The organism is Elusimicrobiota bacterium (assembly GCA_016182905.1).
In the GTDB taxonomy this organism is placed as follows: Bacteria; Elusimicrobiota; Elusimicrobia; order UBA1565; family UBA9628; genus GWA2-66-18.
The window spans coordinates 36,776-58,699 of record JACPFR010000059.1 but is presented as its reverse complement, the minus strand read 5'-3'; the positions used below and the strand labels follow the sequence as shown (position 1 = coordinate 58,699).

At 70.8% G+C, this 21,924-nt stretch carries 20 protein-coding genes; 13 read left to right on the top strand and 7 right to left on the bottom strand.

What is annotated here, in order from left to right:
• Together HYV14_17735 and HYV14_17730 are read right to left on the bottom strand one after the other, a co-directional pair.
• The coding region (locus tag HYV14_17735) for a UvrD-helicase domain-containing protein (GenBank protein MBI2387831.1) at positions 1-2,669 on the bottom strand (2,669 nt) is incomplete at its 3' end.
• A gap of 18 nt (positions 2,670-2,687) precedes the next feature.
• Positions 2,688-3,608 (bottom strand): hypothetical protein, encoded by a 921-nt coding sequence (locus HYV14_17730; GenBank protein ID MBI2387830.1) that lies wholly within the window; start codon positions 3,606-3,608, stop codon positions 2,688-2,690.
• 123 nt (positions 3,609-3,731) lie between these two features.
• On the opposite strand from HYV14_17730, the gene HYV14_17725 reads away from it, so the two are divergent.
• On the top strand, positions 3,732-5,234 hold the full coding sequence (locus HYV14_17725; GenBank protein MBI2387829.1) for a HAMP domain-containing histidine kinase: 1,503 nt from the start codon (positions 3,732-3,734) through the stop codon (positions 5,232-5,234).
• Here HYV14_17725 and HYV14_17720 read toward each other — a convergent pair.
• Both HYV14_17720 and HYV14_17715 read right to left on the bottom strand, forming a co-directional pair.
• A complete protein-coding gene (locus HYV14_17720; GenBank protein MBI2387828.1) occupies positions 5,212-5,547 on the bottom strand; it encodes a zf-TFIIB domain-containing protein in 336 nt (111 codons plus the stop codon). The genes HYV14_17725 and HYV14_17720 overlap by 23 nt on opposite strands.
• Before the next feature lie 32 nt (positions 5,548-5,579).
• Positions 5,580-8,690: a PD-(D/E)XK nuclease family protein gene (locus tag HYV14_17715; GenBank protein MBI2387827.1), complete on the bottom strand. Its 3,111-nt coding sequence runs from the start codon at positions 8,688-8,690 to the stop codon at positions 5,580-5,582.
• A 35-nt stretch (positions 8,691-8,725) separates the two neighbouring features.
• Between HYV14_17715 and hisS the strand changes: the two genes are divergently transcribed.
• Together hisS and HYV14_17705 are read left to right on the top strand one after the other, a co-directional pair.
• On the top strand, positions 8,726-10,003 hold the full coding sequence (hisS, locus tag HYV14_17710; protein MBI2387826.1) for a histidine--tRNA ligase: 1,278 nt from the start codon (positions 8,726-8,728) through the stop codon (positions 10,001-10,003).
• A gap of 61 nt (positions 10,004-10,064) precedes the next feature.
• Positions 10,065-10,565 carry a GreA/GreB family elongation factor gene (locus HYV14_17705; protein ID MBI2387825.1) on the top strand — a complete coding sequence of 167 codons (501 nt, stop codon included), beginning with the start codon at positions 10,065-10,067 and terminating at the stop codon, positions 10,563-10,565.
• Positions 10,566-10,672: 107 nt separating this feature from the next.
• Here the strand turns inward: HYV14_17705 and HYV14_17700 are convergent, their stop codons facing one another.
• A complete protein-coding gene (locus HYV14_17700) occupies positions 10,673-12,394 on the bottom strand; it encodes an NTP transferase domain-containing protein (protein MBI2387824.1) in 1,722 nt (573 codons plus the stop codon).
• 90 nt (positions 12,395-12,484) lie between these two features.
• Between HYV14_17700 and HYV14_17695 the strand changes: the two genes are divergently transcribed.
• The 3 genes from HYV14_17695 to HYV14_17685 are packed head-to-tail and all read left to right on the top strand — an operon-like array spanning position 12,485 to position 15,494.
• Positions 12,485-13,342, top strand: a complete 858-nt coding sequence (locus HYV14_17695) for a hypothetical protein (GenBank protein MBI2387823.1) — start codon at positions 12,485-12,487, stop codon at positions 13,340-13,342.
• On the top strand, positions 13,339-14,391 hold the full coding sequence (locus tag HYV14_17690) for a redoxin family protein (protein MBI2387822.1): 1,053 nt from the start codon (positions 13,339-13,341) through the stop codon (positions 14,389-14,391). Before HYV14_17695 ends, HYV14_17690 begins: the two co-directional genes overlap by 4 nt.
• A complete protein-coding gene (locus tag HYV14_17685; protein ID MBI2387821.1) occupies positions 14,388-15,494 on the top strand; it encodes a dipeptide epimerase in 1,107 nt (368 codons plus the stop codon). The genes HYV14_17690 and HYV14_17685 overlap by 4 nt, the downstream gene beginning before the upstream one ends.
• Before the next feature lie 24 nt (positions 15,495-15,518).
• Here the strand turns inward: HYV14_17685 and HYV14_17680 are convergent, their stop codons facing one another.
• Positions 15,519-15,749, bottom strand: a complete 231-nt coding sequence (locus tag HYV14_17680; GenBank protein ID MBI2387820.1) for a YtxH domain-containing protein — start codon at positions 15,747-15,749, stop codon at positions 15,519-15,521.
• Positions 15,750-15,919: 170 nt separating this feature from the next.
• Here HYV14_17680 and HYV14_17675 point away from each other — a divergent pair, with 170 nt between their 5' ends.
• The 7 genes from HYV14_17675 (at position 15,920) to HYV14_17645 (ending at position 21,166) form a co-directional block, all read left to right on the top strand.
• A complete protein-coding gene (locus HYV14_17675) occupies positions 15,920-16,516 on the top strand; it encodes a TetR/AcrR family transcriptional regulator (protein ID MBI2387819.1) in 597 nt (198 codons plus the stop codon).
• A gap of 122 nt (positions 16,517-16,638) precedes the next feature.
• Positions 16,639-17,112: a TlpA family protein disulfide reductase gene (locus tag HYV14_17670; protein ID MBI2387818.1), complete on the top strand. Its 474-nt coding sequence runs from the start codon at positions 16,639-16,641 to the stop codon at positions 17,110-17,112.
• A gap of 10 nt (positions 17,113-17,122) precedes the next feature.
• Positions 17,123-17,902, top strand: coding sequence for a thioredoxin domain-containing protein (locus HYV14_17665; GenBank protein ID MBI2387817.1), 780 nt, complete (start codon positions 17,123-17,125; stop codon positions 17,900-17,902).
• 121 nt (positions 17,903-18,023) lie between these two features.
• A complete protein-coding gene (locus tag HYV14_17660; protein MBI2387816.1) occupies positions 18,024-18,839 on the top strand; it encodes an FAD:protein FMN transferase in 816 nt (271 codons plus the stop codon).
• Entirely contained in the window at positions 18,836-20,137 is a 1,302-nt protein-coding gene (locus tag HYV14_17655) for a hypothetical protein (GenBank protein ID MBI2387815.1), read from the top strand. Before HYV14_17660 ends, HYV14_17655 begins: the two co-directional genes overlap by 4 nt.
• Positions 20,138-20,202: 65 nt before the next feature.
• Entirely contained in the window at positions 20,203-20,655 is a 453-nt protein-coding gene (locus tag HYV14_17650; GenBank protein MBI2387814.1) for an FMN-binding protein, read from the top strand.
• 13 nt (positions 20,656-20,668) lie between these two features.
• Complete coding sequence (locus HYV14_17645; GenBank protein ID MBI2387813.1) at positions 20,669-21,166, top strand: hypothetical protein; 498 nt, start codon at positions 20,669-20,671, stop codon at positions 21,164-21,166.
• Positions 21,167-21,262: 96 nt separating this feature from the next.
• Here the strand turns inward: HYV14_17645 and HYV14_17640 are convergent, their stop codons facing one another.
• Positions 21,263-21,916: an ABC transporter ATP-binding protein gene (locus tag HYV14_17640; protein MBI2387812.1), complete on the bottom strand. Its 654-nt coding sequence runs from the start codon at positions 21,914-21,916 to the stop codon at positions 21,263-21,265.
• Positions 21,917-21,924: the final 8 nt, after the last annotated feature.

The following is a 21,924-nucleotide window of genomic DNA, read 5'->3' as shown; positions in this document are numbered from 1 at the left end:
GCGCGCCCGGCCCAGGCCCGGGCGGTCGCGGCCGCGTCCGCGCCGGAGGCGGCGCGCGACGCCGGGGCGGCCTCGGGCTCGGGGACCTTTCCGGCCTCGATGAGCAGGACGGGCAGGGCCCGCTCGAGCCCCCCGCGCGGCCAGGCGCCGGCGGCGTCGAGATGGGAGGCCAAGGAGCCGGACTCCGCTTTCTCGCGGCCGAGGAGGATCAATTGCTCCTTGGCGCGCGTCATCGCGACGTACAACAGGCGCACGGACTCCCGGCGCTCCATCAGCTTCTCGCGCGCGTCCGCCAGCGCCGACGCGGCCGAGGCCTCGGCGCCGACGCGCAGCGCGGTGCGGCCGGTCGTCCAATCGGGGCGCGCCGCGGGCTTGTCGCCCGTCGCCGGCCGCGCCGAGAGGTTCGCGACGAAGACGACGGGGAACTCGAGGCCCTTGGACTTGTGCACGCTCATGATGCGCACCGCCTCCAGGCGCTCGTCGGCGAGCGGGCTTTCCCCCTCCCGGCGCGACTCGCGCGCCGACGCCCGCACCTCGGCGGTGAAATCCTTGAGCGTGGCGCCGCGCGACTCGGACGCCTCGGCGGCGAGGCGCTGGAGCTTCAGCAGGTTGGACACCGTCTGCTGGCCGTGGTAGGCGCGGGCCGCGAGCTCCGGCAGGCGGGTCTCGGCCAGCGCCGCGGCCACGAGCTCGCCCAGGGGCGCGCGCCCGGCGCGGACGCGCAGCGCGCGCAGGGTCTCGAACAAGCGGGCCGCCGCGCGCCGCTCGTCCTCCGGCAAGGTCCGGGCCGGAGGGTCCTTGCGGTAGTCGAGGGCGCCGGCCCGCGCGAGGGAGAGCAAGCCGTCGTCGCTGAGCGCGGCCAGAGGCGAGCGCAGCAGTCCCGTCACGGCGACGCGGTCGTCGGGGTCGTCGAGCGCGCGCAGGAGGTTCAGGAGGTCCCCGATCTCCGGCGCCCCGTAGAAATGGCGCTCGATCTCGACGGCGTAGGGGATGCCCGCGCGCTTGAACGCGTCGAGGAAGGCGGGCAGCGCGGAGGAGGAGCGCAGCAGGACGGCGAAATCCTTCAGCGGGCGCCCGGGCTCGGAGAGGATGCGGCCCGCGACCCAGGCGGCCTCGGCGCGCTGGCATGACGCGGCGTCCGCCTCGCCCGACGGGTCGCTCACGGCCACGACGCGCACCCCCGCGCCCTCCAGCTCCGGCTTCGCCGGCAAGATCCCTTTATAGACGGGCTGGACGCCGGTCTCGGCGCGCATCACGAGAGAGAAGACGGCGTTGACCGGCGTCACGACGCCGGGGACCGACCGGAAGTTCGCGGTCAGGTCGCAGGCCAGCGCGCCGCCCGCCTGGAGCCGGCCGATGAAGCCCTCGTAGGCGGCGATGTCGGCGCCGCGGAAGCGATAGATGGACTGTTTGGGATCGCCGACCACGAAGAGCCGCCCGGGCGCGGGCACGACCTCGCGCCAGGACCGGGCGGCGCGGCCGGGGGCCTCCGACAGGTAGAGCAGCAGCTCGCCCTGCAGGGGGTCGGTGTCCTGGAACTCGTCGACGAGGATCGCGGCGAAGCGGCGCTTGAGCTCCTCGCGCGGCCGCGGGCAGTCGCGGACGAGGTCCCGGGCGCGGCGCAGGAGGCCGTCGAAGGACACCCAGCCGCGGCGCGCGTACTCGCGGCGCAGGCGGTCGGCGAACGGGGCCAGCAGGCGCGCGGCGCGACGGGTCACGGCCTCCCCGCGCGGCGACGCGGCTTTCGCGATGAGGCACAGCCGTTCGTACTCCTCCGCGGCCGCCTCGTCCTCCTCCCAGGCCTTGGGCCATTTCGCGTTCGGGACCTCCGGCGGCTCGGGAAGACCGAGGGGCGGATCCTCGGCCTCGGCGGCCTCGGCCGCCGCCGTCAGGCGCTTCTCGATCGCGATCAGCGCGTCGAGGACCCCGCCGCGCGGCTTGGGGCGTCCGGCCGGGAGCGCGGCGGCGCGCTCGGCGAGCGCCCTCAGGGCCGCCGCGGCGGCGGGGTCGGGCGCGCCCACGGACTCCGGCGCGAACCTCTCCGAGCCCAGCTCGCGGGCCAGGCCTTCCAGGTCCTCGAGGGAGACGGCCGCGAGCATCTCCAGCCAGCGCGCCCGGCGGGGCGGGCGCTCGCCCAGCTCGTCGTCGAGCCAGCGCGCCCACTCCGAGACGAACAGCTCGTCGAACCCCTCGCCCTCGTCGACGCGGAAGCCGGGGTCGACGCGGGCCTCGAGCGGGTACAGCCGCAGCAGCTGGGAGCAGAACGAGTGGATGGTGCCGATCGGCGCCTTGTCGAGGTCCTCGAGGGCGACGCGGGCCCGCGTCAGGACGGCCGCGCCGGGGGTCTTGAAGCGCGTCTCGAGCTCCCCGAGGGTCCGGTCGGCGCGCTCCGCGGCCTCGGGAGAGAGGACCCCCGAGGAGAGGCGGGAGGACAGCTCCGCGAGCCGCTCCGACAGCCGGACCTTGATCTCGCCGGCCGCCTTCTCGGTGAAGGTCAGCGCGACGACCTCCTCGACGCGCGAGGGCTTCTCCCCGGCGAGCACGAGGAACAGGATGCGGTCGGTCAGCAGGGTGGTCTTGCCGGTGCCGGCGCCGGCCTCGACGACGACGCTGGCGTCGAGGCTCAGGCGCGCGCGGTCGCGGTCGGTCTTGTCGGGAGCCTCGGTCATGCTCCCCGATTATAGGAATTAGCGCGTGATCGGACGGGGCGCGACGGGCGGCAGGCCGAGGAAGCGGCGCAGGGGCCCGTGGTCGGCCTCGCCGCCGGCGCGCAACTTCGCCTCGAACGCGAGGAGGGCGTCCTCGCGGACCGCGGCGTCCCGGAAGTAGATCCTACGCGGGTCGTACTTCGTCGTCTTCGAGGCGGCGTGGCGCTGGAAGAACGCGTTCAGGTCCCCGATGGTCCCGGCGAAGACGTGAGGGATCGTCTTCGGCGCCTGCTTCTTGCCGAAGAACTGGCGGACGGTCGGATCCACGATGATCTGGCCGTCCGGAAGGTCGAGGAGGACGTAGTAGTGGAACTCCGCCTCGACGAGACGGGCGGGGACTCCCTGCGCGCGCAGGAGCAGGGCGAGCTTCGGCGCCGCGTCGCCGCAGCACGACTCGTCGAGCGTCGTGTGCGGACCGTTCCAGCCCCCGAGAGCAACGCTCTCGCGCAGGGCGGGAAGGGCGCGCGCGACGGCGCCGCGCACGATGTCGAGCTGGAGCGGCTGGCGGAGGGTCGGCCCCGGCTCGACGGCGAGCCGCGGCGAGACGGCTTCGCCGTCCGACGCCGGCGCGGCGCCGTCGAAGAAGTCCGCGTAGCGGTTCAGCGCGTCCGGCTCGGCCGCGTCCGGAGCGGCGGGCACAGAGGCGAGAGCCTGCGCGGCCGGCTGGACCCGCAGCGGGGAGACCTGAGCCGGAGCGGGAAGGAGGGAGGGAGCCAGACTCGCGGGGGCCGAGAGCGGAACGGGCACGAAGCCGGCGGCGGCCGACGGGAGGACGACCGGCCCGGCCAAGGGCGCGAAGGAGAGGCGCGGCACGGCCAAGGAGACCGGGGCCGCCGCGCGGGCCGACGCGGCCGCGAGAGCCAGGGCCAGGAGCAGCCGGGAAGGCCGTATGAACCTCACGATATCAGTATAAGCTTCTCCGTCGTCCGCCGCCTGAGGCGAAGGTCCCCTCGGGGCTGGGCCCTACGGCCGACGGCATCCGACCGGATTGCGCCCTCCCTCCGGAATTCGCATCATGAAGGGGTGAGGAACTGGTCCCTGCGCGCGCGCCTGACCGCGGTCCTGGCGACCACCTTGGGCGTGTTCGCCGCGGTCTCCACCGTGGCGTACCTGACGCACAGCCGGACCGAGGACCGCCTCGGCAGCGGGTTCGCGGACCAGATCATGGTCCTCTCCGAGCTGCCCACCCACCGAGCCGACCTGCGCCGCATCGACGCCTTCGCCGACAACTACCTGACCACTCGCGACCCCGTCTGGCTCGCCCGCCGCTCCGAGATCGCCCGTGGCTTCGCCGCCGCGCACTCGCGCATCGGCCTTCTTCTGCACGAGCCGTACGAGCGCCTCGAATGGGAGAAGATCGGGCGCGAATTCCTCGTCTACGACGCCGCCCAGGCCGAGCTGTTCCGCCGCGTCCGCGCGGGCGGTCTCACGCGCTCCGAGGCGGTCCGCCAGGCCATCGACAACGAGACCGTCGACGGCCTGCATGAGCGGATGGCGCACTTTGGGCGCGTCTCCTTCGTCCGCCTCGACATCCAGCGCCGCGCCGCTCGCGAGGCGGCCCTACTCACCTTCGCCGCCGTCCTCGGCTTCGGACTGTTCGGCTCCATCGCCGTCGCGGCCGCGGTCGCGCGGATCATCCTCCAGCCCGTCTCCCGCCTGCGGGCGCAGGCCGGCTCCTGGACGCTGGGCAAGCCCTGGATCCTCGAGATGAAGGACGGCCCGCCCGAGGTCCGCGACCTGCTCGCCGCGATGCGGTCCATGGCCGACCAGCTCAACGCCCAGTTCGAGAAGGAGCGCCGGATGGGGCGGCTGAAATCCCAGCTCGTCTCTGGCGTCAGCCACGAGTTCAACAACGCGCTGGCCGTCATCCACACCGCGCACGCCCTGCTCAAGGAGAACGAACCGGCCACCGCGGCGGCGGCCCCCTGGCACGACATGCTCGCCGCGAACATCCGCGCGCTCTCGACGATGGCGACGAACCTGCTCAACCTCGGGCGGCTCGAGGCCGGCAAGTTCGACCTCGAGATCCAGCGCGTGGACGCCGCCGCGCTGCTGCGCGGGGCGCTCGCCCGCCTGGAGATCCTCGCGACGCGCAAGAAGCTCTCGGTGAGGCTCGACGCGCCGGAGACGGAGCTTCCCTGCGCCGGCGACCCCGACGCGCTCTCCCTCGTCGTCGCGAACCTGTTCACGAACGCGGTCAAGTACACGCACGAGGGCGGGACGGTGACGCTCGGCGCGCGCGGGCTTCCCGGCGGGCGCGTGGAGCTCTCCGTGTCGGACACCGGCATCGGCGTGGCCCCGGAGGACCGCGAGAAGATCTTCGCGGGCTACTTCCGCTCGGAGGAGGGCAAGCGCGAGGCGAAGGGCTTCGGCGTCGGGCTCGCGCTGTCGCGCATGATCCTCGAGGCGCACGGCACGGACCTCGAGCTCGAGACGGAGCAGGGCAAAGGCTCCCGCTTCTCCTTCCGCCTGCCGGCCTACGCGCTCGGCGGCGCGGCGGACCTCAGGACGCCATCAGCTTATTGAGCAGGCGCAGCTCGCTGGCGTCGAGCCAGAAGCCGTGCCCGGCGCACTGATCCACGCGCAGCAGCTCGTTGCCCAGGCCGCCGTTCATCATGTCCTCGAGGCAGACCGGGCATTTCGCCTCGCCCTTGCGGGGCCGCAGCGGGCCCTTGGCGACGGCCGCGGTGAAGGCGGCCGGGTCGGCCACCACCTTCGCCAGCTCGTCGAAATCGTACCAGCGGCCCTTGCACCGCGGGCACTCGTCGATGATCATCTCACCGGCGACGACCTCTTCCATCGGGGAGAACGGGCACTTCGGGCAATCGCGCTCGGCCATGAGGGGAGTGTAGGGCGCATTGCGCCCGCCCGTCAAGCCCCGGGGACGGGGGCGCGCAGGCCGCGCGCGCGGGAAGGGGCGTGCGCCTTGCGGCAGACGGTCGGGAACTCGCACCACGAGCAATGGCCCCGCTCCCCGTCCTCGGGGCGGATCGGGAAGCGGCCCGAGGCGATCGCCTCCACGCGCTCGGCGAGGATCTTCAGGAAAGGCCCGCGCGCGAGGCCCCAGTCCTCCGCGGTGAGCGCGGCGGAGCGCTCCTCCCCCTCCTCGACCTCGAGGAACAGAAGCTCGGCGCCGCCGAAGGAAAGGCCCTCGCCGGCGGCGGCGCCCGCGAGCTCGGCGTAAAAAGGGAGCTGATGCAGGTCGCCCGCGGCGGCCTGCTTGGCCAGGTTCCTCCAGCGCGCGCTCGAGCGCGTCTTGTAGTCCACGACGCGGAAGGTCCCGTCCTCGCCGGCGTCGATGCGGTCGGCCACGCCCTTCCACGGCACGCCGCCCGGCGCGCCCTCCGGCGGGCCGCCCTTGAGGCTCGTCTCGAACAGACGCGGCCGGATCTTCGTCGCGCGCAGGCGCTCGAGGTCCCACGCGATGAAGCTCCGCAGGCGCGCGCTCATGTCCAGCCGCGCGGACTCCCAGAGCAAAGGGTAGATGCCCAGCGCCCGCCAGTCGTTCTCGCCGAACACCGCCGCGGCCGCCGCGTCGAACGCCGGGCCCCAGTCCTTTTTACCGGCCCAGACCTCCTCGGTCAGAGACGAGTAGAAGCGCTCGAGCACCGCGTGATAGACGAGGCCGCGCGCCTGCGGGGTCAGTTCTCCCCGGTCGGACCCTTCCTCGCGGTCGCCGAGCCCCAGCACGCGCGCCGCGAAGAAGCGGAACGGGCACGTCGCGTACAGGTCGAGCGCCGTCGGCGAGAGCCCGGAGGCCTTGAGCTTCGCGGGCTCGGCCGCGATCGGGCGCGTCAGGCCGTCGTGCGTCCCGGGGGCGCCGCGGTCGTTGAGCGCGGCGACGCGCCCGAGGCTCTCGGTCAGGGCGGCGGCGCCGAGCGCCGGGTCGGGCGCGCCCCCCTCGAGCACGGCGAGCAGCGCCGCCTCGCGGGGCGTGAGCAGGTCCGCGGGCGCGGAGCGCAGGCGCTCGGCGGGCTGGCGCGGCACGCGGCGCGCGTCGCCCTCGCCGGGCGCGGGCAGCCCCGCGGCGCGGCACAGCTCGCGCAGGTAGGTCGAAGGCACCGAGGCCTTGCCGGCCTCGTCGGAGCGCGGGTAGACGAGCACGAGGCGCTCCTTGGCCGACGCCGCCGCGAGGTAGAACAGCAGGCGCTCCTCCTCGTGGCCCGCGGCCTTGCGCCCGATCCAGTAGCCGGCGGGATGGCGCAGGGCCGCGCGCGCCCCGTCGCGCAGGAGCGGGTCCTCGAGCACCTGGCGCGGGAACAGCTTCTCCTTCAGCCCGATGAGGACCACGGCGCGGAAGCGCTGTCCGCGCGCGTCCATCGCGTCGAGCGCGCGCGTGCCCAGGCGGCCGTCGCCGGCGTCGCGCGTCGCCCGGGACAGCTTCCGCTCTAACGCGTCGAGGAAGCCCTCCCACGAGCATTCCTCACGCAGGCGGTCGAAGCCGGACAGTTCCTCGAGGGCGCCCTGCACGGCGTCCCAGGCGTCGCGCTCCGCGGGAGTCGCGTCGGAGGGCAGGCGCAGATGGGCCGAGAGGAGGGCGCGGGCCTCGGCGGCGCGGGCGGACCAGGACGCCGGAGGCGTGCCGAGCGTCTCGCGTAGGCCGGCGACGAAGTCCCACAGGGCCTTCGCGTCGGCGGCGGGGATCTGCTCGCCGGGAAGGCCCTCGCGCACGCGATGAGGGCGCAGCTCCACGGGGGCGCCGACGCGGGGCTCGAGCTTGCCCCGCCACTGCAGCCAGCCGGAGCGGATGCCGAGGGCCTCGACGAGCCGCCGCCAGCGCGAGGCCCGCGCGGGGTCGGCCGCGATGAAGTACGGCGAGCCCGCGAGGTCCGAGACGGTGCGCGCCGGGAAGTCGCGCGCGCGCAAAGTCAGGAGGTCGAGGGCGGCTTTCGCGGCCGGGTGACGCAGGACGGGCTCGCCGCAGGAGAGGTCGAGGGGAAGGCCCTCGGCGGCGAACACCTCGGCGAGGGCGGGGCGGTAGGGCTCGAGGGAACGGGCGATGACGGCGATCTCGTGGGGAGGGATTCCCTCGCCGAGAAGGCGGAGGACCTCTTTGGCGGCGGCCCAGGACTCGTCGCGGGCGCCGGAGGCGGAGACTACGACGATTCGGCCATGATCAACGGCAACGGGCGGCTTGGACGGATTAAACAACGAATCAAGTGCTCGACCGAGAGCCGTCTCGTTGCCGGCGTCATTCACCGCGAGGTTAGCATGACCGGCGAATTTTTGCTCGAACAGTTCTTCGGAAAAACGAAAGGCGGGGTGACCTTGCCGGAACGGAAAATACAATTGAGAGGGTCTCGTGTTGGTGACGGACTCGAAGAAGTCGAGCTGGAGTCCGGTGAGGTCGTAGAACCCGTAATAAAGGATCTCGGAGAATCCCGACAACCATTCAGAATCTGGAGCATACGCCGCCGCCTGCTTGACGAGCGCGGAGGGCGGCTGCACGCCTAGACGGGCGAGCTCCTTTTCGTACAGAGCGAGAAGCGCGAGCAAGGCATTCAACCTTCCCGCTTCCTCCTCATCTTTAAGAAGCGTCGAGCCGAAATGTTCGGCGATCTGCTTGGGATCGACCCCGGAATCGATCAAATCGCGCAGGCTCGAGCGCACGGCGGAGGCGAGCGCCTTGGGCCTCAGCTCCTTGGCGATGCCCAGGGAGGGCGCCTTGTCGAGGACGCGGTCGACGACCGCGTCGTGGAACACGGGGTCCGACACCAGCGCCGCGTCCGGGAAGCCGCCCTCCTCGACGACCGCCGCGGCCAAGGAGTGGAAGGTGTGGAAGTGGACGCCGAGCAGGGGCAGGCCTTTCTCGACGGCGAGCAGACGCTCGAGGCGGTCGGTCATCACGCGCGAGGGCGCGACGACGAGCAGGGGCTTGCCCCCGGCCTTCGGGAGCAGGGAGCGCACGCGCCCGGCGAACGCGTCCTCGAGCGCCTCGAACGGGCCGTGGACGACGGTCAAACCGCCTCGCTCGGCGCTCATGAAGCGAGTTTAGCGATTTTGCTAACCTATCCGCCATGACCATCCCCACCACGCCGCCGTCGGGCTTCCGCGATTTCCTGCCCGACCAGGTGGCGGCGCGCACCCGGGCCGTCGAGACGATCGCCCGCGTGTACCGCTCCTACGGCTTCCAGCCGGTGGCGACCCCCGCCGTCGAGGACCTTTCCATCCTGACCGGCCAGGGCGGCGGCGAGAACGAGAAGCTCATCTTCAAGATCATGAAGCGCGGCGAGGCCCTCGAGCGCGCCGCCGCCGAGAAGGCCGACCTCGCCGACCTCGGCCTGCGCTTCGACCTCACCTTGCCGCTCGCGCGCTGGTACTCCAAGCACGGCTCCCAGCTCTCCCACCCGTTCAAGGCCTTCACGATAGGCCCGGTGTGGCGCGCCGAGCGCGCCCAGAAGGGCCGCTACCGCGAGTTCACGCAGTGCGACGTGGACATCATCGGGTCCGACTCGTGGGGCGCCGAGGTCGAGGTCATCACCGCCATCCTCGCCGTCTTCAAGGAGTTCGGCCTCGACGGCGTGAAGGTCCACCTCAACGACCGCCGCCTCGTCGACCAGGCCCTGATCGCCGCCGGCGTGCCCGAGGACAAGCGCGGCGGAGTCTGCGTCGCGGTGGACAAGCTCGACAAGATCGGGCGAGACGCCGTGATCGCGGAACTCGTCGCCTCCGTCGGACGACCCACGGCGGACGCCCTGGTGAAGACCTTGCTGGCCGAGAACGGCGCGGCGGCGGACCCGCTCGACAAGATCATGGCCGCCGTCTCGGCCCTCGTCCCCGACTCCTCCCTCCTCGTGGACCCGAGCCTGATGCGCGGCATGGGCTACTACACCGGGCCCGTGTTCGAGTTCCGCCACCCGTCCCTGTCCGGCTCGCTCGGCGGCGGCGGCCGCTACGACAAGCTCACGGCCAAGTTCGGCGGCCCGACCACGCCCGCCTGCGGCGGCTCGATCGGCTTCGAGCGCCTGATGCTGATCCTCGAGGAGAAGGGCAAGGCCGGCGACCACGCCGCGCCCGACGCGGTCGTGACCGTGTTCTCCGACGAGCTGCGCGGCCGCTCGCTCGAGGTCGGCGCGGCGCTGCGCGCCCGCGGCCTGGCGATCGACGTGTATCCCGGCACCGGCAAGCTCAAGGCCCAGTTCAAGTACGCCGACCAGAAGAAGGCGGGCTACGCCATCGTCATCGGCCCCGACGAGGCCGGCCGCGGCGCGATGCAGGTCAAGGCGCTCGCCACGGGCGAGGAGCAGGCCCTGACCCTCGACGAAGCCTGCGCCCTGATCGCCGGCAAGCACTAGATGCTATGGACGTTTCCTCCGCCGCATCTGTGCCGGGCCGCTCGCGGCCCGGCCTAAGGGCATGAGCCGGGCGTTCGTCAAGGAGGACGCCCAGGGCCCCGACGAGGATCCGCCCGAGAAGCCGGTCTCCGACCAGCCCAATTACGTGACGCCGCGCGGCCTCAAGACGCTCCAGGACGCGGAGGAGAAGCTCCTCGCCGATCTGAAGGGCTTCGAAGGCGCGCAGGCGGACGAGACGCGCAAGAAGAAAAAGCGGGAGCTCGAACGCGACCTGCGCTACGTCCGCGCGCGCCTGGAAGGCGCGATCCCCGTCGACCCCGCCAACCAGCCCAAGGACCAGATACGCTTCGGCGCGTCCGTCGTCCTGCGGCGCGCTGACGGCTCCGAGAAACGCGTGCGCGTCGTCGGCGAGGACGAATCCGCGGAAGGCGGCGAGACGCTCAGCTGGGCCGCGCCCTTCGCGCAGGTCCTGTACGGCCTCAAGGCCGGCCAGACGCTCGACTGGGGCACAGACGCCGGCGCGGAGACGTGGACCGTCGTCTCGATCGATTACGCCCTTTGATTTTGAACGGGCGCCACGGCTCCACTATTGATAATCACTATTCCCGGGAATAGTGATTATCAGTAGTTTTTTCAGGGCGGGATACTGTTTCCGGAAACAGTTCGAGCCTAAAGAAGCCGGCCCTGGACTTCCGGCTTGACGTTGAGCAGCTCGAGGTCCTGCGTCGTGTCGATATCGGCCTGCGTGCCGCCGTCGTCGAGCGGGACCTTCACCGCCTCGCTCCAATGCGCGCGCACGGCGGACATCGCCGTGTCGTCGCCGACGAGGCGGCCGATCTCGCCGAACAGCTCACGCGGATAGGCGGTCGGATGGCCTTTGACCGGGCCCTCGGCGCCGGGATACACCGGGAAGGTGAGCGCGCCCTTCAGCTCGAACTCCGCGATGACGCGCTCGACGAGCCAGGCGGGCACGCGCGGCATGTCGCCGAGCAAGGTCACCACGCCGGGGGCATCGGGCGGGACCTCGCGCAGGCCCACCTCGAACGACGAGGCCTTGCCCGTGGACCACGCCGGGTTGAACACCACGCGCAGTCGCGAGTCGTCGAGGCCCTCGATGGCCTTGAGGCCATGCTCGGCGCCGGCGCCGAGCACGACGACGACCGGGTCGAGGCGCGCGGCGAGCGCGGTCTCCACGACGTGGCGCAGGACGGGGCGGCCGTCGACGACGGCGAGCAGCTTCGAGGCCTGGCCGAAGCGCTTGCCGCGCCCGGCGGCGAGCACGAGCCCGGGGATCTTGATGCCGCCTTTGCGCTGCAGCGGCGACGACCCGGCGGCGCGGGCCCGCGCGGGGCGTCCGCCCTTGCGCTCGGCGCGCACCGCGAGGATCTCCGCGGTGACGGCGAGCGCGATCTCCTCCGCGGTCTCGGCCCCGACGTCGAGGCCGGCCGGGGCGGAGAAGGCGCCCGCGCGCGGCTCGACGCCGTTCTCCCGCAGCTCGCCGAGCAGCTTGGCCGCGCGGCCGGCGGCGCCGACGAGGCCGACGTAGCGCGCGGGGCTCGGCACGGCGCCCTTCAGCGCGCGCAGGTCGGCGGAGTAGCTGCGGGTGGCGACGACGACGTAGGTGTCGAGGTCGGGACGGCAGGCCGTCCGGGCGGCGTCCCAGCCGCCCTCGACCAACTGCCAGCGCGCGCGGTCCCAGCCGTCGCCGTGAAGGCGCCCGGGCCGGTGGTCGGCGACGGTCACGACGAACCCCAGGCGGTCCAGCAGCTCGGCGAGGCGGCGGCAGTCCTCTCCGGAGCCGAGGATCAGGGCTTTGCCCATCGGGATCAGCGGGAAACGCAGCAGGCGGCGCACGCCTCCGCGCTCGGCCTCCTCCTCGAGCTCGGGCACGCCTTCCTGATAGCAGGCCTTCACGCTCGGGTCGTCGGGCGGGAAATGGCGGCGGCGGCCGGCGCCCTCCCCGGTCAGGGCGAGCTCGATGACGAGGCCCTCGCCGCGCAGCAAGGTCTCGCGGACCTCGCGCAGGCGCTCGCGCAGGTCTCCCGTGATGGGCTCGAGCCAGACGTCGGCGCGTCCGGACAGGCCGCCGGGGCCGAAGATCGCGTCGTCCTCGGTCAGGCCGATCTCGACCAGGGCGGGCGTCTGGGTCTCGATGACCCCCGCGACGGAGCCGCGCAGGGCCTCGGGGACCGAGGAGGCGGCCACGACGCCTTCGCCGCCGGCGGCGGTGTCGTCGGCGATGACGCAGGAGGCACCCGGCCGGTCCCCAAGCGTGCCGTCGATGGACACGAGGGTCGCCAGCACTCCGCGGACGCTCATGGGGTCGCCGGAGGCCAGGTCCTCGAGGGCTCGCAGGGCGGCCAGGACTTCGTGGGGGCGGGGCGCGTTCATTCTCTCGTCGTAGTACCGTCGAGGAATTCAACCATATTCCGTAACAGGGGAAGCCTTGAAAAGTGCTGATTCCCCCGCTACAATGCGTCAATGCCGCTCGATGAGAAGGCTTTGCGCAGCCTGGTCACTTTATTAGAGGAAGAGGACCCCGCCAGCCTCGCCTTGGTGCGCAGCCGGATCCTGGGCGTCGGCGCGGCCATCATGCCTTACCTCGACGAGCTGCGCCCGGCCGCGACGCCCGAGATGGCGCTCCGCCTCGAGTCGGTGGCGGGAGAGCTCCGCTTCCAGGACCTGCGCCGGGACTTCGTGCGGCTCTCCCTGGCGAAGCTGCCCGACCTCGAGGACGGGGCCATGCTGATCTCGCGCTTCGGCTTCGCCGACGTCGACGCCGCCGTCTACCGGGCCTGGCTCGACCGGGTGGCCGCCGCGGTCGCGGCCGACATGCCCGCCGACGCGGGGATCGGGGAGTCGGTGCGCCGGCTCTCGAACCACCTGTTCCAGGGCCTCGGCTTCGCGGGCAACGAGACCCGCTACTACGACGCCGACAACAGCTATCTCTCGCGCGTCATCGACACGCGCCGCGGCATCCCGGTCACCTTGACCGTGCTCATGCTCCTGCTCGCCCGGCGGCTGCGCCTGCCGCTGTACGGCGTGGGGACGCCCGGGCATTTCCTCGCCGGGTTCAAGGAAGGCGGCTCGGCGCTGTTCGTGGACTGCTTCCGCGGCGGCCAGCTGATGACCTTGCCCGAGGTCAAGCGCATGCTCGTCCGCAACGGGTATGATTGGCGTCCGGAGCTCGGCAAGCCCGTCGGCTCGCGCGAGATCCTGGCGAGAATGCTCCGCAACCTCATATCGATTTACCAAAAAAACGGAACTCAGGACCGCGCGGAGCGGCTCTCGACCTTGGTCGAGATCGTGCTGACCGGGCGCGACACGGAGCCGGGGTGAGGCTTTTCCTCCTGCTGCTGCTCGCGGCCTCCGCGGCCCGCGCCGAGCGGCCGATCAATCCCCCCGCCCCCGAGTTCCCGCCCGTCAGCGCCTGGCTCAACGCGACCCAGCTCTCGCTGTCGCGCATGCGCGAACGCAAGGTCGTCGTGGTCGCGTTCGTCAATCCCACCTCGATCAACTCGGTGCGCGTGCTCCCCGCGCTGAAGGCCTGGTTCGACGCCTACGCGCTGTCCCAGGTCATGGTGGTCGGCGTGCTGACGCCGGACCTGAACTTCCACCGGGAGCCGGTCTGGGCCAAGAACCTCCTCAAGCGCTACGGCGTCGATTACCCGGTCGTCCTCGACAGCGACCGGAGGATCTGGAAGTCGTACGGCAACGAGGGCTGGCCCGCGCTGTACCTCGTCGACCGGCGGGGGCGCATCGTCTTCGACCGCCTCGGCGAGGGCGGCTATCAGGAGTTCGAGAAGGAGCTGCGCCTGGCGCTGGCGGACCTCATCGGCGCCTCGGCCCTTCCCCCGCCGAGCGGCGTCGCCGATCCCGCCCGCCGAGAATGCGGAGCCGTCACCGCCGAGATCAGCCTCGGGGCGCGCCCGGGCGTCAAGCCGTCGCTGACCCTGGACAAGGACATCTCGATGCGCCGCTCGCTGATCGTCGAGGCGCGCGACGGCGAGACCGCGCACCACGGGCGCTGGGACGTCGAGCCCGACGGCCTGCGCCTGGCGCAGGCCAACAAGACGCAGTCCGCCTTCGTCCGGATCGTCTACCACGCCGCGCAGGCGCTGGCCGTCCTGTCTCCCGCCGAGACCGGGCGCACCCGCGTCTTCGTCAAGCAGGACGACCTGTGGCTGCACGAGGGCAACAAGGGCCGCGACATCCAGTTCGACGACGACGGGCGCAGCTACGTCGCCCTCGACTCGCCAAGGCTGTACGACCTGACCCGCGATTCGATCTTCACCCCGCACGAGCTCTTCCTGATCCCGGACCGCCAGGGCGCGACGGTCCACGGACTGTCCTTCTCCGACGCCTGCGTCGTGACGACCCTTCCATGAGGCGCGGCGGCTCCGAGATCGTCGCGATCGACTCCCGCCGCGTGCGCGTCGCGATGAGCGCGCCCTTCGCCATCGCCGGCGGCTCCTCGTCCGAGCTCGAGACCGTGTTCACCCGCCTGCGCCTGGCCGACGGGACGACCGGCTACGGCGAGGCGTCCCCGTTCCCGGCCTTCAACGGCGAGACCGCCGCGAAGTCGGAGGGTCAGATCCGGAGCGCGGGGAAGCGCTGGCTCGGCCGGGACGCGTCCTCCTGGCGGACGCGCCTCGAGGAGCTCGAGGAGTCCCTGCCGAGACACGGGGGCGCCGCCCGCGCCGCGCTCGGCGTGGCGCTGCTTGACGCGTGGACGCGGCGCGCGGGCCTGCCGCTGCGGACCTTGTTCGGGGGCGCCGCGGACCGCGTCGTCTCCGACGTGACCGTCACTCTGGGAAGCGCGGACGAGGCCTTCGCCGCCGCCAAGCGCATCCGCGCCCTCGGCGTGCGCGTGGTCAAGATCAAGGTCGGCTACGCCGCCAAGGAGGACGCCGCCCGCGTCGCGGCCGTCGCGAAGGCCCATCCCCGCGCCGCGCTCACGCTCGACGCCAACCAGGGCTACGGCCCTTCGCACTCGCTCGCGCTCGTGGGCCTGCTGCGCGCGCGCGGCATCCGCCCGGTGCTGTTCGAGCAGCCCGCCGAGGCCGACGATCTCAAGGGGCTCGTCTCGTTCCATAAAAGGAGCGGCATCCCGGTCGCGGCCGACGAATCGCTGCGCGGCCGGGCCGACGCGCTGAAGCTCGCGCGAACGGGCGCGGCGCAGGTGCTCAACCTCAAGCTCATGAAGATGGGCGTGCTCGAGGCCTGGGACTGCGGGCTGATCGCGCGCGCCTCGGGGCTCGGCGTCATGGTCGGCGGGATGGTGGAGACGCCGCTCGCGATGGGCGCGGCCGCGCATCTGGCCGCCGGGCTGGGCGGGGTGAAGTTCGTCGATCTGGATACGCCGCTCTGGCTTTCCAAGAGCCCCACGCGCGGGATCGGCTTCGGCCCCGGCGGGCTTTACGACCTCTCCGGCGTCGAGGCCGGCGTCGGCGTCGTCCCGCTCGCCGGCTCGAGCGGGGCGGCCCGCTGACGCGGGCCGCCCCGCCCCGAGGCCTCAGGACTCGGACTCGACGGCCTCTCTCTTCTCGCGGTGCGGCAGGTACTCCTTGGCCCGCGCGAGCAGGTCCTGGCTCTTCTTCCTCGTGTCCCGGCTCCAATCGCCGATGTCTGAGATCAGCTCGGTGCCCTTCTTCGGCGCGAGCAGCAGGCCGCAGACGGCGCCCAGCGCGAAGCCTCCGACCATGTACGCGAACGCGGACGACCCCTTCTTCTCTTCGTGGCTCATCGATTCTTCTCCTCGGATCGAATCCTCAGGCCGAGTATAGCGCGGGCCACGGGGAGGACGGCGTCACATTCTGGTGACGGGCGCCGTCCGATTTTTGTTACGCGCGAACCGCTTGACAGGACCGGCCGCGCCTGGTATAGTTAATTAACTGAACGGTCAGTCAATCAATTATGGCCCGAAAAGCAGACCCAGCCGTCCGAGAGCGCATCCTCCAGGAGGCGGAGCACGTCATCCACCTCAAGGGCTACAATCAGGCCTGCCTGGATGAGATCGCCGAGGCGTGCGGGATGACCAAGGGTAACCTGATCCACCATTACGGCTCGAAGTCGGAGCTGGCTCTGGCGGTGCTCGATTACAAGATCAAGGAGTTCCAGTCGCGCAAGGTCGAGCCGGTGTGCGCGCAGGCCGTCCCCGAGGACGCCGTCGCCGAGATGTTCGCCGCGGCGGGCCGGGTTTTTGATGGGAACGGCTGTAAAGCCGGCTGCTTCGTGGGCAACATCGCTTTGGAGATGAGCGATCTGGACGAGACGTTCCGGCTGAAGGTGGCGGGGTTCTTCGACGAATGGGCCGCGGGGCTGACCGCCTGTCTCGACCGCTGCAAGGAGAAGGGCTACTTCCGGCCGGAGCTCGACTCGCGCGCGACGGCCGAGGCGGTCGTGGCGCTGTACGAGGGCGCGATGATGCTCGCCCGCTCGCGCCGGGACGCGACGGTGTTCGGCCGGGTCGGCAAAGTCGCGAAACAGATTTTAGTGCAGTATAAGTCGTAGCAAATAGGAGGGAAATCACATGGGTCCGAAGACTCCCTGCGGCTGCTAAGCCGAAAACGGAACAACCGTCCATCGCCCCCTCCGGGGGCGATGGACGGCTTATCCCGCGAACATCCCCTCCCATGACCAAGACCATCATCGCCGCCCTCGTTCTCGGACTGGCCGCCTGCGGCGAACCCTCGGGCTCGCGCCAGGCGCCCGACCTCGTCCTGCAGGACGTCGCCGGCAAAACCGTGAGCCTCGCCTCCTACCGGGGCAAGCCGGTCCTCATCAACTTCTGGGCCACCTGGTGCGACACCTGCCGCGTGGAGATGCCGGACCTGCAATCCCTTCACGAGCGCCTCGACGGCAAGGGTCCGGTCATCCTCGGCGTGTCCATGGACGAGAACCTCGCGGCCGTGCCCCCGTTCGTCAAGGAGAACGGGATCACCTTCCCGATCCTGTACTCCGACCGGAAGGTCTCCGCCGCTTACGCCGTGCGCGGCCTGCCCGCCGCCTACCTCGTCGACCCCGAGGGGCGCATCGCCCGCCGCTGGATCGGAGCGGTGGACGCCCGCGCGGTCGAAAATGATATTCTGGCCCTGCTCAAAAAATAGGAGACCCTTCATGAACCTCGCCTGCATCGCGACCTTGCTGTTCTCCGTGCTGCTCGCCGTGCCCGCCGCCGCGGAGATCTCCCGCGAGGACCTCAAGAAGGCCCTCGAGGCCAACCCCGACCTCGTCCTCTCGGCGCTGAAGAAGGCCGACAAGATGAAGTTCTTCGAGTTCGTCGTCGAGTCCCAGCAGGACTACCAGCGCAGCAAGGCCCGCGAGGAGGCCCGTCTCGAGGCCGAGGAGCGCGACAAGGCGTTCAAGAACCCGCTGAAGCCGGACCTCGGCCCGGCCGCGCGCGCGCGCGGCAAGGCGGACGCCCCCATCACCATCGTCGAGTACTCCGACTTCCAGTGCCCCTACTGCACCCAGGGCTTCAAGAACCTCGAGCAGCTGCGCAAGACCCATGGCGACAAGCTGCGCGTGGTGTTCAAGAACTTCCCCCTGAACTTCCACCCGATGGCCATGCCCGCCGCCCAGTGGTTCGAGGCCCTGTACCTGCAGTCCCCGGAGAAGGCCTGGACGTTCCACGACACGCTGTTCGAGAACCAGAGCAAGCTCGGCGAGGAGTACTTCAAGGCCCTCGCCAAGGACCTCGGCCTCGACGTCGCGAAGGCGGCCAAGGACGCCAAGAGCGACGCGGTCAAGAACAAGATCGAGGCCGACATCAAGGAGGCCAAGGGGTTCGGCATCGAGGGCACGCCGGCCTACCTGATCAACGGCGTCCCGCTGCGCGGCGCCTACCCGGTCTCGGAGTTCGACAAGGTCATCTCCCGGATCCTGGCCTCGAAGTAGAGCTTTCCCCCCGGCGCGAAGACGGGAGGCCCGCCTTTCGGCGGGCCTCCTTTTTTTCGGCCTCTTTTCTTATTGATGTTGCGTTTCAATAAGGACCTGTGCTACATTATCCTTGTTGAAAATGATTCTCAATAAAAAGGCGCTGTCCTCCGCCCTCCTCCTCTCGCTCGCGGCGCACGCGTTCGGCGCGGATATCGGACGCGCGCGGCGCGTGCGCTGGGTCATGGGGACCTTGTGCGAGATCGACGCCCCCGGCGCGTCCGACGCCGCCGTCGGCGCCGCCTTCGCCGAGATCGAGCGCTGGGACCGCGTCCTGAGCCTCTATAAAAAGGAAAGCGAGGCCTCGGCGCTCAACCGCACGGCCGGAACGGGTCCGGCGAGGGTCTCCGCCGACCTGTACGCCGCGGCGGAGGAAGCCCTGCGGCTGGCCCGGGAGACCGGCGGAGCCTTCGACCCGACGATCGCCCGAGACGGCTGGAGCAAGGTGCGCCTCGACCCGAAGGCCCTCACGGTCGAGCTGCCCGCGGGCATGAGCCTCGACTTCGGCGGCATCGGCAAGGGCCGGGCGCTCGACAAAGCCGCGGCGGTCCTGAAGGAAGCCGGCGTTTCGCGCGCGCTGTTCAACTTCGGCGGCCAGGTTCTCGCCCTCGGCGAATGGCCGGTGGCCCTCCCCGGCCGGGCCGAGTCCTTGATAGTGAAGGACGCGTCCGTGTCGGTGTCCGGCGACAGCGAGCGCCCCGGCCACATCAAGGACCCCTTCGACGGCAAGGCCGTACGGCGCCCCGGCTCCGCCGCCGCCGTCCTGCCCAGCGCGGCCGAGGCCGACGCCTGGTCCACCGCTTTATTCGTCCTCGGAAAGACCCCCCCGTCCTTCCGAGGACTGTCTTTTTTCGATACCGGAACACCCGTCGTGATCACTAAAGGAGGTCGTTCATGAAGCCCCTCATCCGCTCGTCGCTCGCCGTCGTCCTCGCCCTGTCGTCCGCCGTGCCAGCCTTCGCTCAGGACGCCGCCAAGCTCGGCGAGCTCGAGCGCAAGGTCGACCTCCTGACGAAGGAGATCGAGAGCATCAAGCTCGGGGAGGCCGCCGATCCCGTCGCCGAGTCGGCGTCCCCGGACGTCGCGCCCGCCGCGTCCAAGGTCTACCGCGCCCGCCCAAACAAGGTCTCCCTCGGCGGCTACGGCGAGATGGTGTACACGAACGTCTCCAAGCAGAAGCAGGACGGCGCCGCGGCCGGCACGCGCGACACCGTCGACTTCCTCCGGGCCATCCTGTACGTCGGCTACAAGTTCAACGATTGGATCACCTTCAACTCCGAGCTCGAGTTCGAGCACGGCACGACGGGCAACACCCGCGGCGAGGTGTCGGTCGAGCAGGCCTACGTCGACTTCCGCTTCCGCGACGAGATCGGCGTCCGCGCCGGCACGGTCCTCGTCCCCATGGGCCTGCAGAACGAGATCCACGAGCCGACGACGTTCCACGGCGTCAAGCGCACCAGCGTCGAGCAGAACGTGATCCCGTCCACCTGGCGCGAGAACGGCGCCGGAATATTCGGCGACGTCGGGTCCGTGACCTACCGCTCCTACCTCGTCACCGGCCTGCAGTCGACGACGAACACGGGCGTCTCCGGCTTCACCTCCTCGACCGGCCTGCGCAGCGGGCGCTCGTCGGGCGCGAAGAGCTACGCGGAGGACTTCGCCTCCGTCACGCGCGTCGACTACAAGCCCGTCGCGGGCGTGATGGTCGGCGGCTCGTTCTACGTCGGCCAGGCCGACCAGAGCCTCGTCGTCAACTCGGTGCCGGTGTCGATGTGGGAGGGCCATCTGAAGGCCGAGTACCGCGGCGCCGAGCTGCGCGCGCTGTACGCCGAGGGCCGCGTCGGCAACGCGGACCTGGTCAACATCGCCAACGGCTACACGAACGCGGCGAAGACCTCCGTCGGCAGCAAGCTGTTCGGCGGCTACGTGGAGGGCGCCTACGACGTGCTCTCGCTCGTCAAGAACAACAAGGGCCAGTACCTCGCCCCGTTCTTCCGCTACGAGCGCTACGACACGCAGGCGGACACCCCGTCGGCGTTCGCGAAGAACCCGGCGAGCAGCCGCGTCGAGTACACCGCCGGCCTCACCTACAAGCCGATCCCGCAGGTGGCGGTGAAGGCCGACTTCCAGTGGATGCGCAACCAGGCGCGCACCGGGGTCAACCAGTGGAACATGGGTCTCGCGTACATCTTCTAGCCGCAGCCTTTCTCGCCGGGGCCGCCCTCACTCTCGGGGCGGCCCCGGCCCGGGCGCGCGTCCTGATGTCCCAGAAGGACGCGCTGGCGATCGCCTTCCCCGGCGCGGCGCCCGAGCGCCGCACGGCCTTCCTGACCGACGCGCAGGCCAAGGCGGTCGAGACGGCGGCCCGCTCCCGGCTGCCGTCGAAGGTCTGGACCTACTACGTCGCCGGCTCCACGACCGCCTACTTCGAGTCCCACCTCGTGCGCACGATGAACGAGACCGTGATGGTCGTCGTCGGCGCCGGCGGAGAGGTGCGCTTCGTCGAGATCCTTTCCTTCGCCGAGCCCGACGACTACCTGGCCTCGAAGCGCTGGCTCGGCCAGCTCCCCGGACGCCGGCTCGACGACGACCTTGCCGTGCGGCGCGGCCTGCGCAACATCGCCGGGGCGTCGCTGACGGCGGACGCCGTGACGCGCGCCGTCAGGCGCGCGCTCGCCGTCCATCAGGTCCTTAACGCCGAACGCGCGAAGTGATAGACTCTCGCCCGTGAAATACATGCAGAACGGCGGCTTCCAGAACCATCCGCTGATGCGGATGACCTTGGCCTGGACCTTGCTCTTCGCGGCCGGCCTCTGGGTCACCAACGCCGCGATGTATCTCAAGCGCATGGACCTGACGCCGGCCTCCGTGCAGGCCTACTACCTGGGCGACGCCGCGGAGTTCTCCCAGCCGCGCAGCGCCGCCTCGATGCTCGAGGTCAGCCACGCCCATCTCGCCACGATGGGGATCATGATCCTGCTGCTCACCCATCTGGCGATCTTCGCCCCGTGGGAGGACCGCACGAAGCGCTGGATCATCGGCCTCGGCTTCGGCTCCGCGCTGCTCGGGGAAGCCTCGGGCTGGCTGGTGCGCTTCGTCTCCCCCGCCTTCGCCGTCCTCAAGGTCGCCTGCTTCCTGACCTTGCAGGCCGTCCTCGCCGCGCTCATCGCGGTCCTGGCGGCGTTCCTGTACAAGGCCGGACGCGCCCGCGCCCGCCGCGACTAGACGGCGCCAAGAGACGAAGAGCTCCAAGTTCACGGGGTTTTGGCCGTAGGACGGGAGTCAGTTTTATCTCAAGATAAACGAACGACGACCCCCGCCCTACGCTTCGATCTTCCCGTGATGGAGCCGGACGACCTTGTCGGAGAACCGCGCGATCTCGGGATTATGCGTGACGAGCACGATCGTCCTTCCCTGGGCGCGAAGGTCCTTGAACAGATCGAGCACGATCCTTTCGTTCGCCTCGTCCAGGTTGCCCGTGGGCTCGTCGGCGAGGACGATCGAGGGCTCGTTGATCAGCGCCCGCGCGATGCAGACCCGCTGCTGCTCGCCTCCCGACAGCTGGGAAGGAAGGTGATGGATCCGGTGGCCCAGGCCGACGCGCGCGAGCCCCTCCTTCGCCTCGCGCTTGTCGATGGTGCTGTGGTAATACTGGGCCAGCATGACGTTCTCGAGCGCGGACAGGTACGGGATCAGATGGAACTGCTGGAAGATGAGGCCGATCTTCTCCCGCCGGACGGCCACGCGCTGCCTTTCGGTCAGGCGGGAGGTGTCGGTCCCGTCGAGGATGTAGCGTCCCTCCGTCGAGGAATCGAGGCAGGACAGGATGTTGAGCATCGTCGTCTTCCCGGAGCCCGACGGGCCCATGATGGACGCCCACTCCCCGCTTTCGACCTGCATGTTCACCCGGTCGAGAGGCGTCACCTTCCCGAACCGCTTCGTGAGATCCTTCGTTTCGAGCATCAGCTGCGGCATATTCTCTC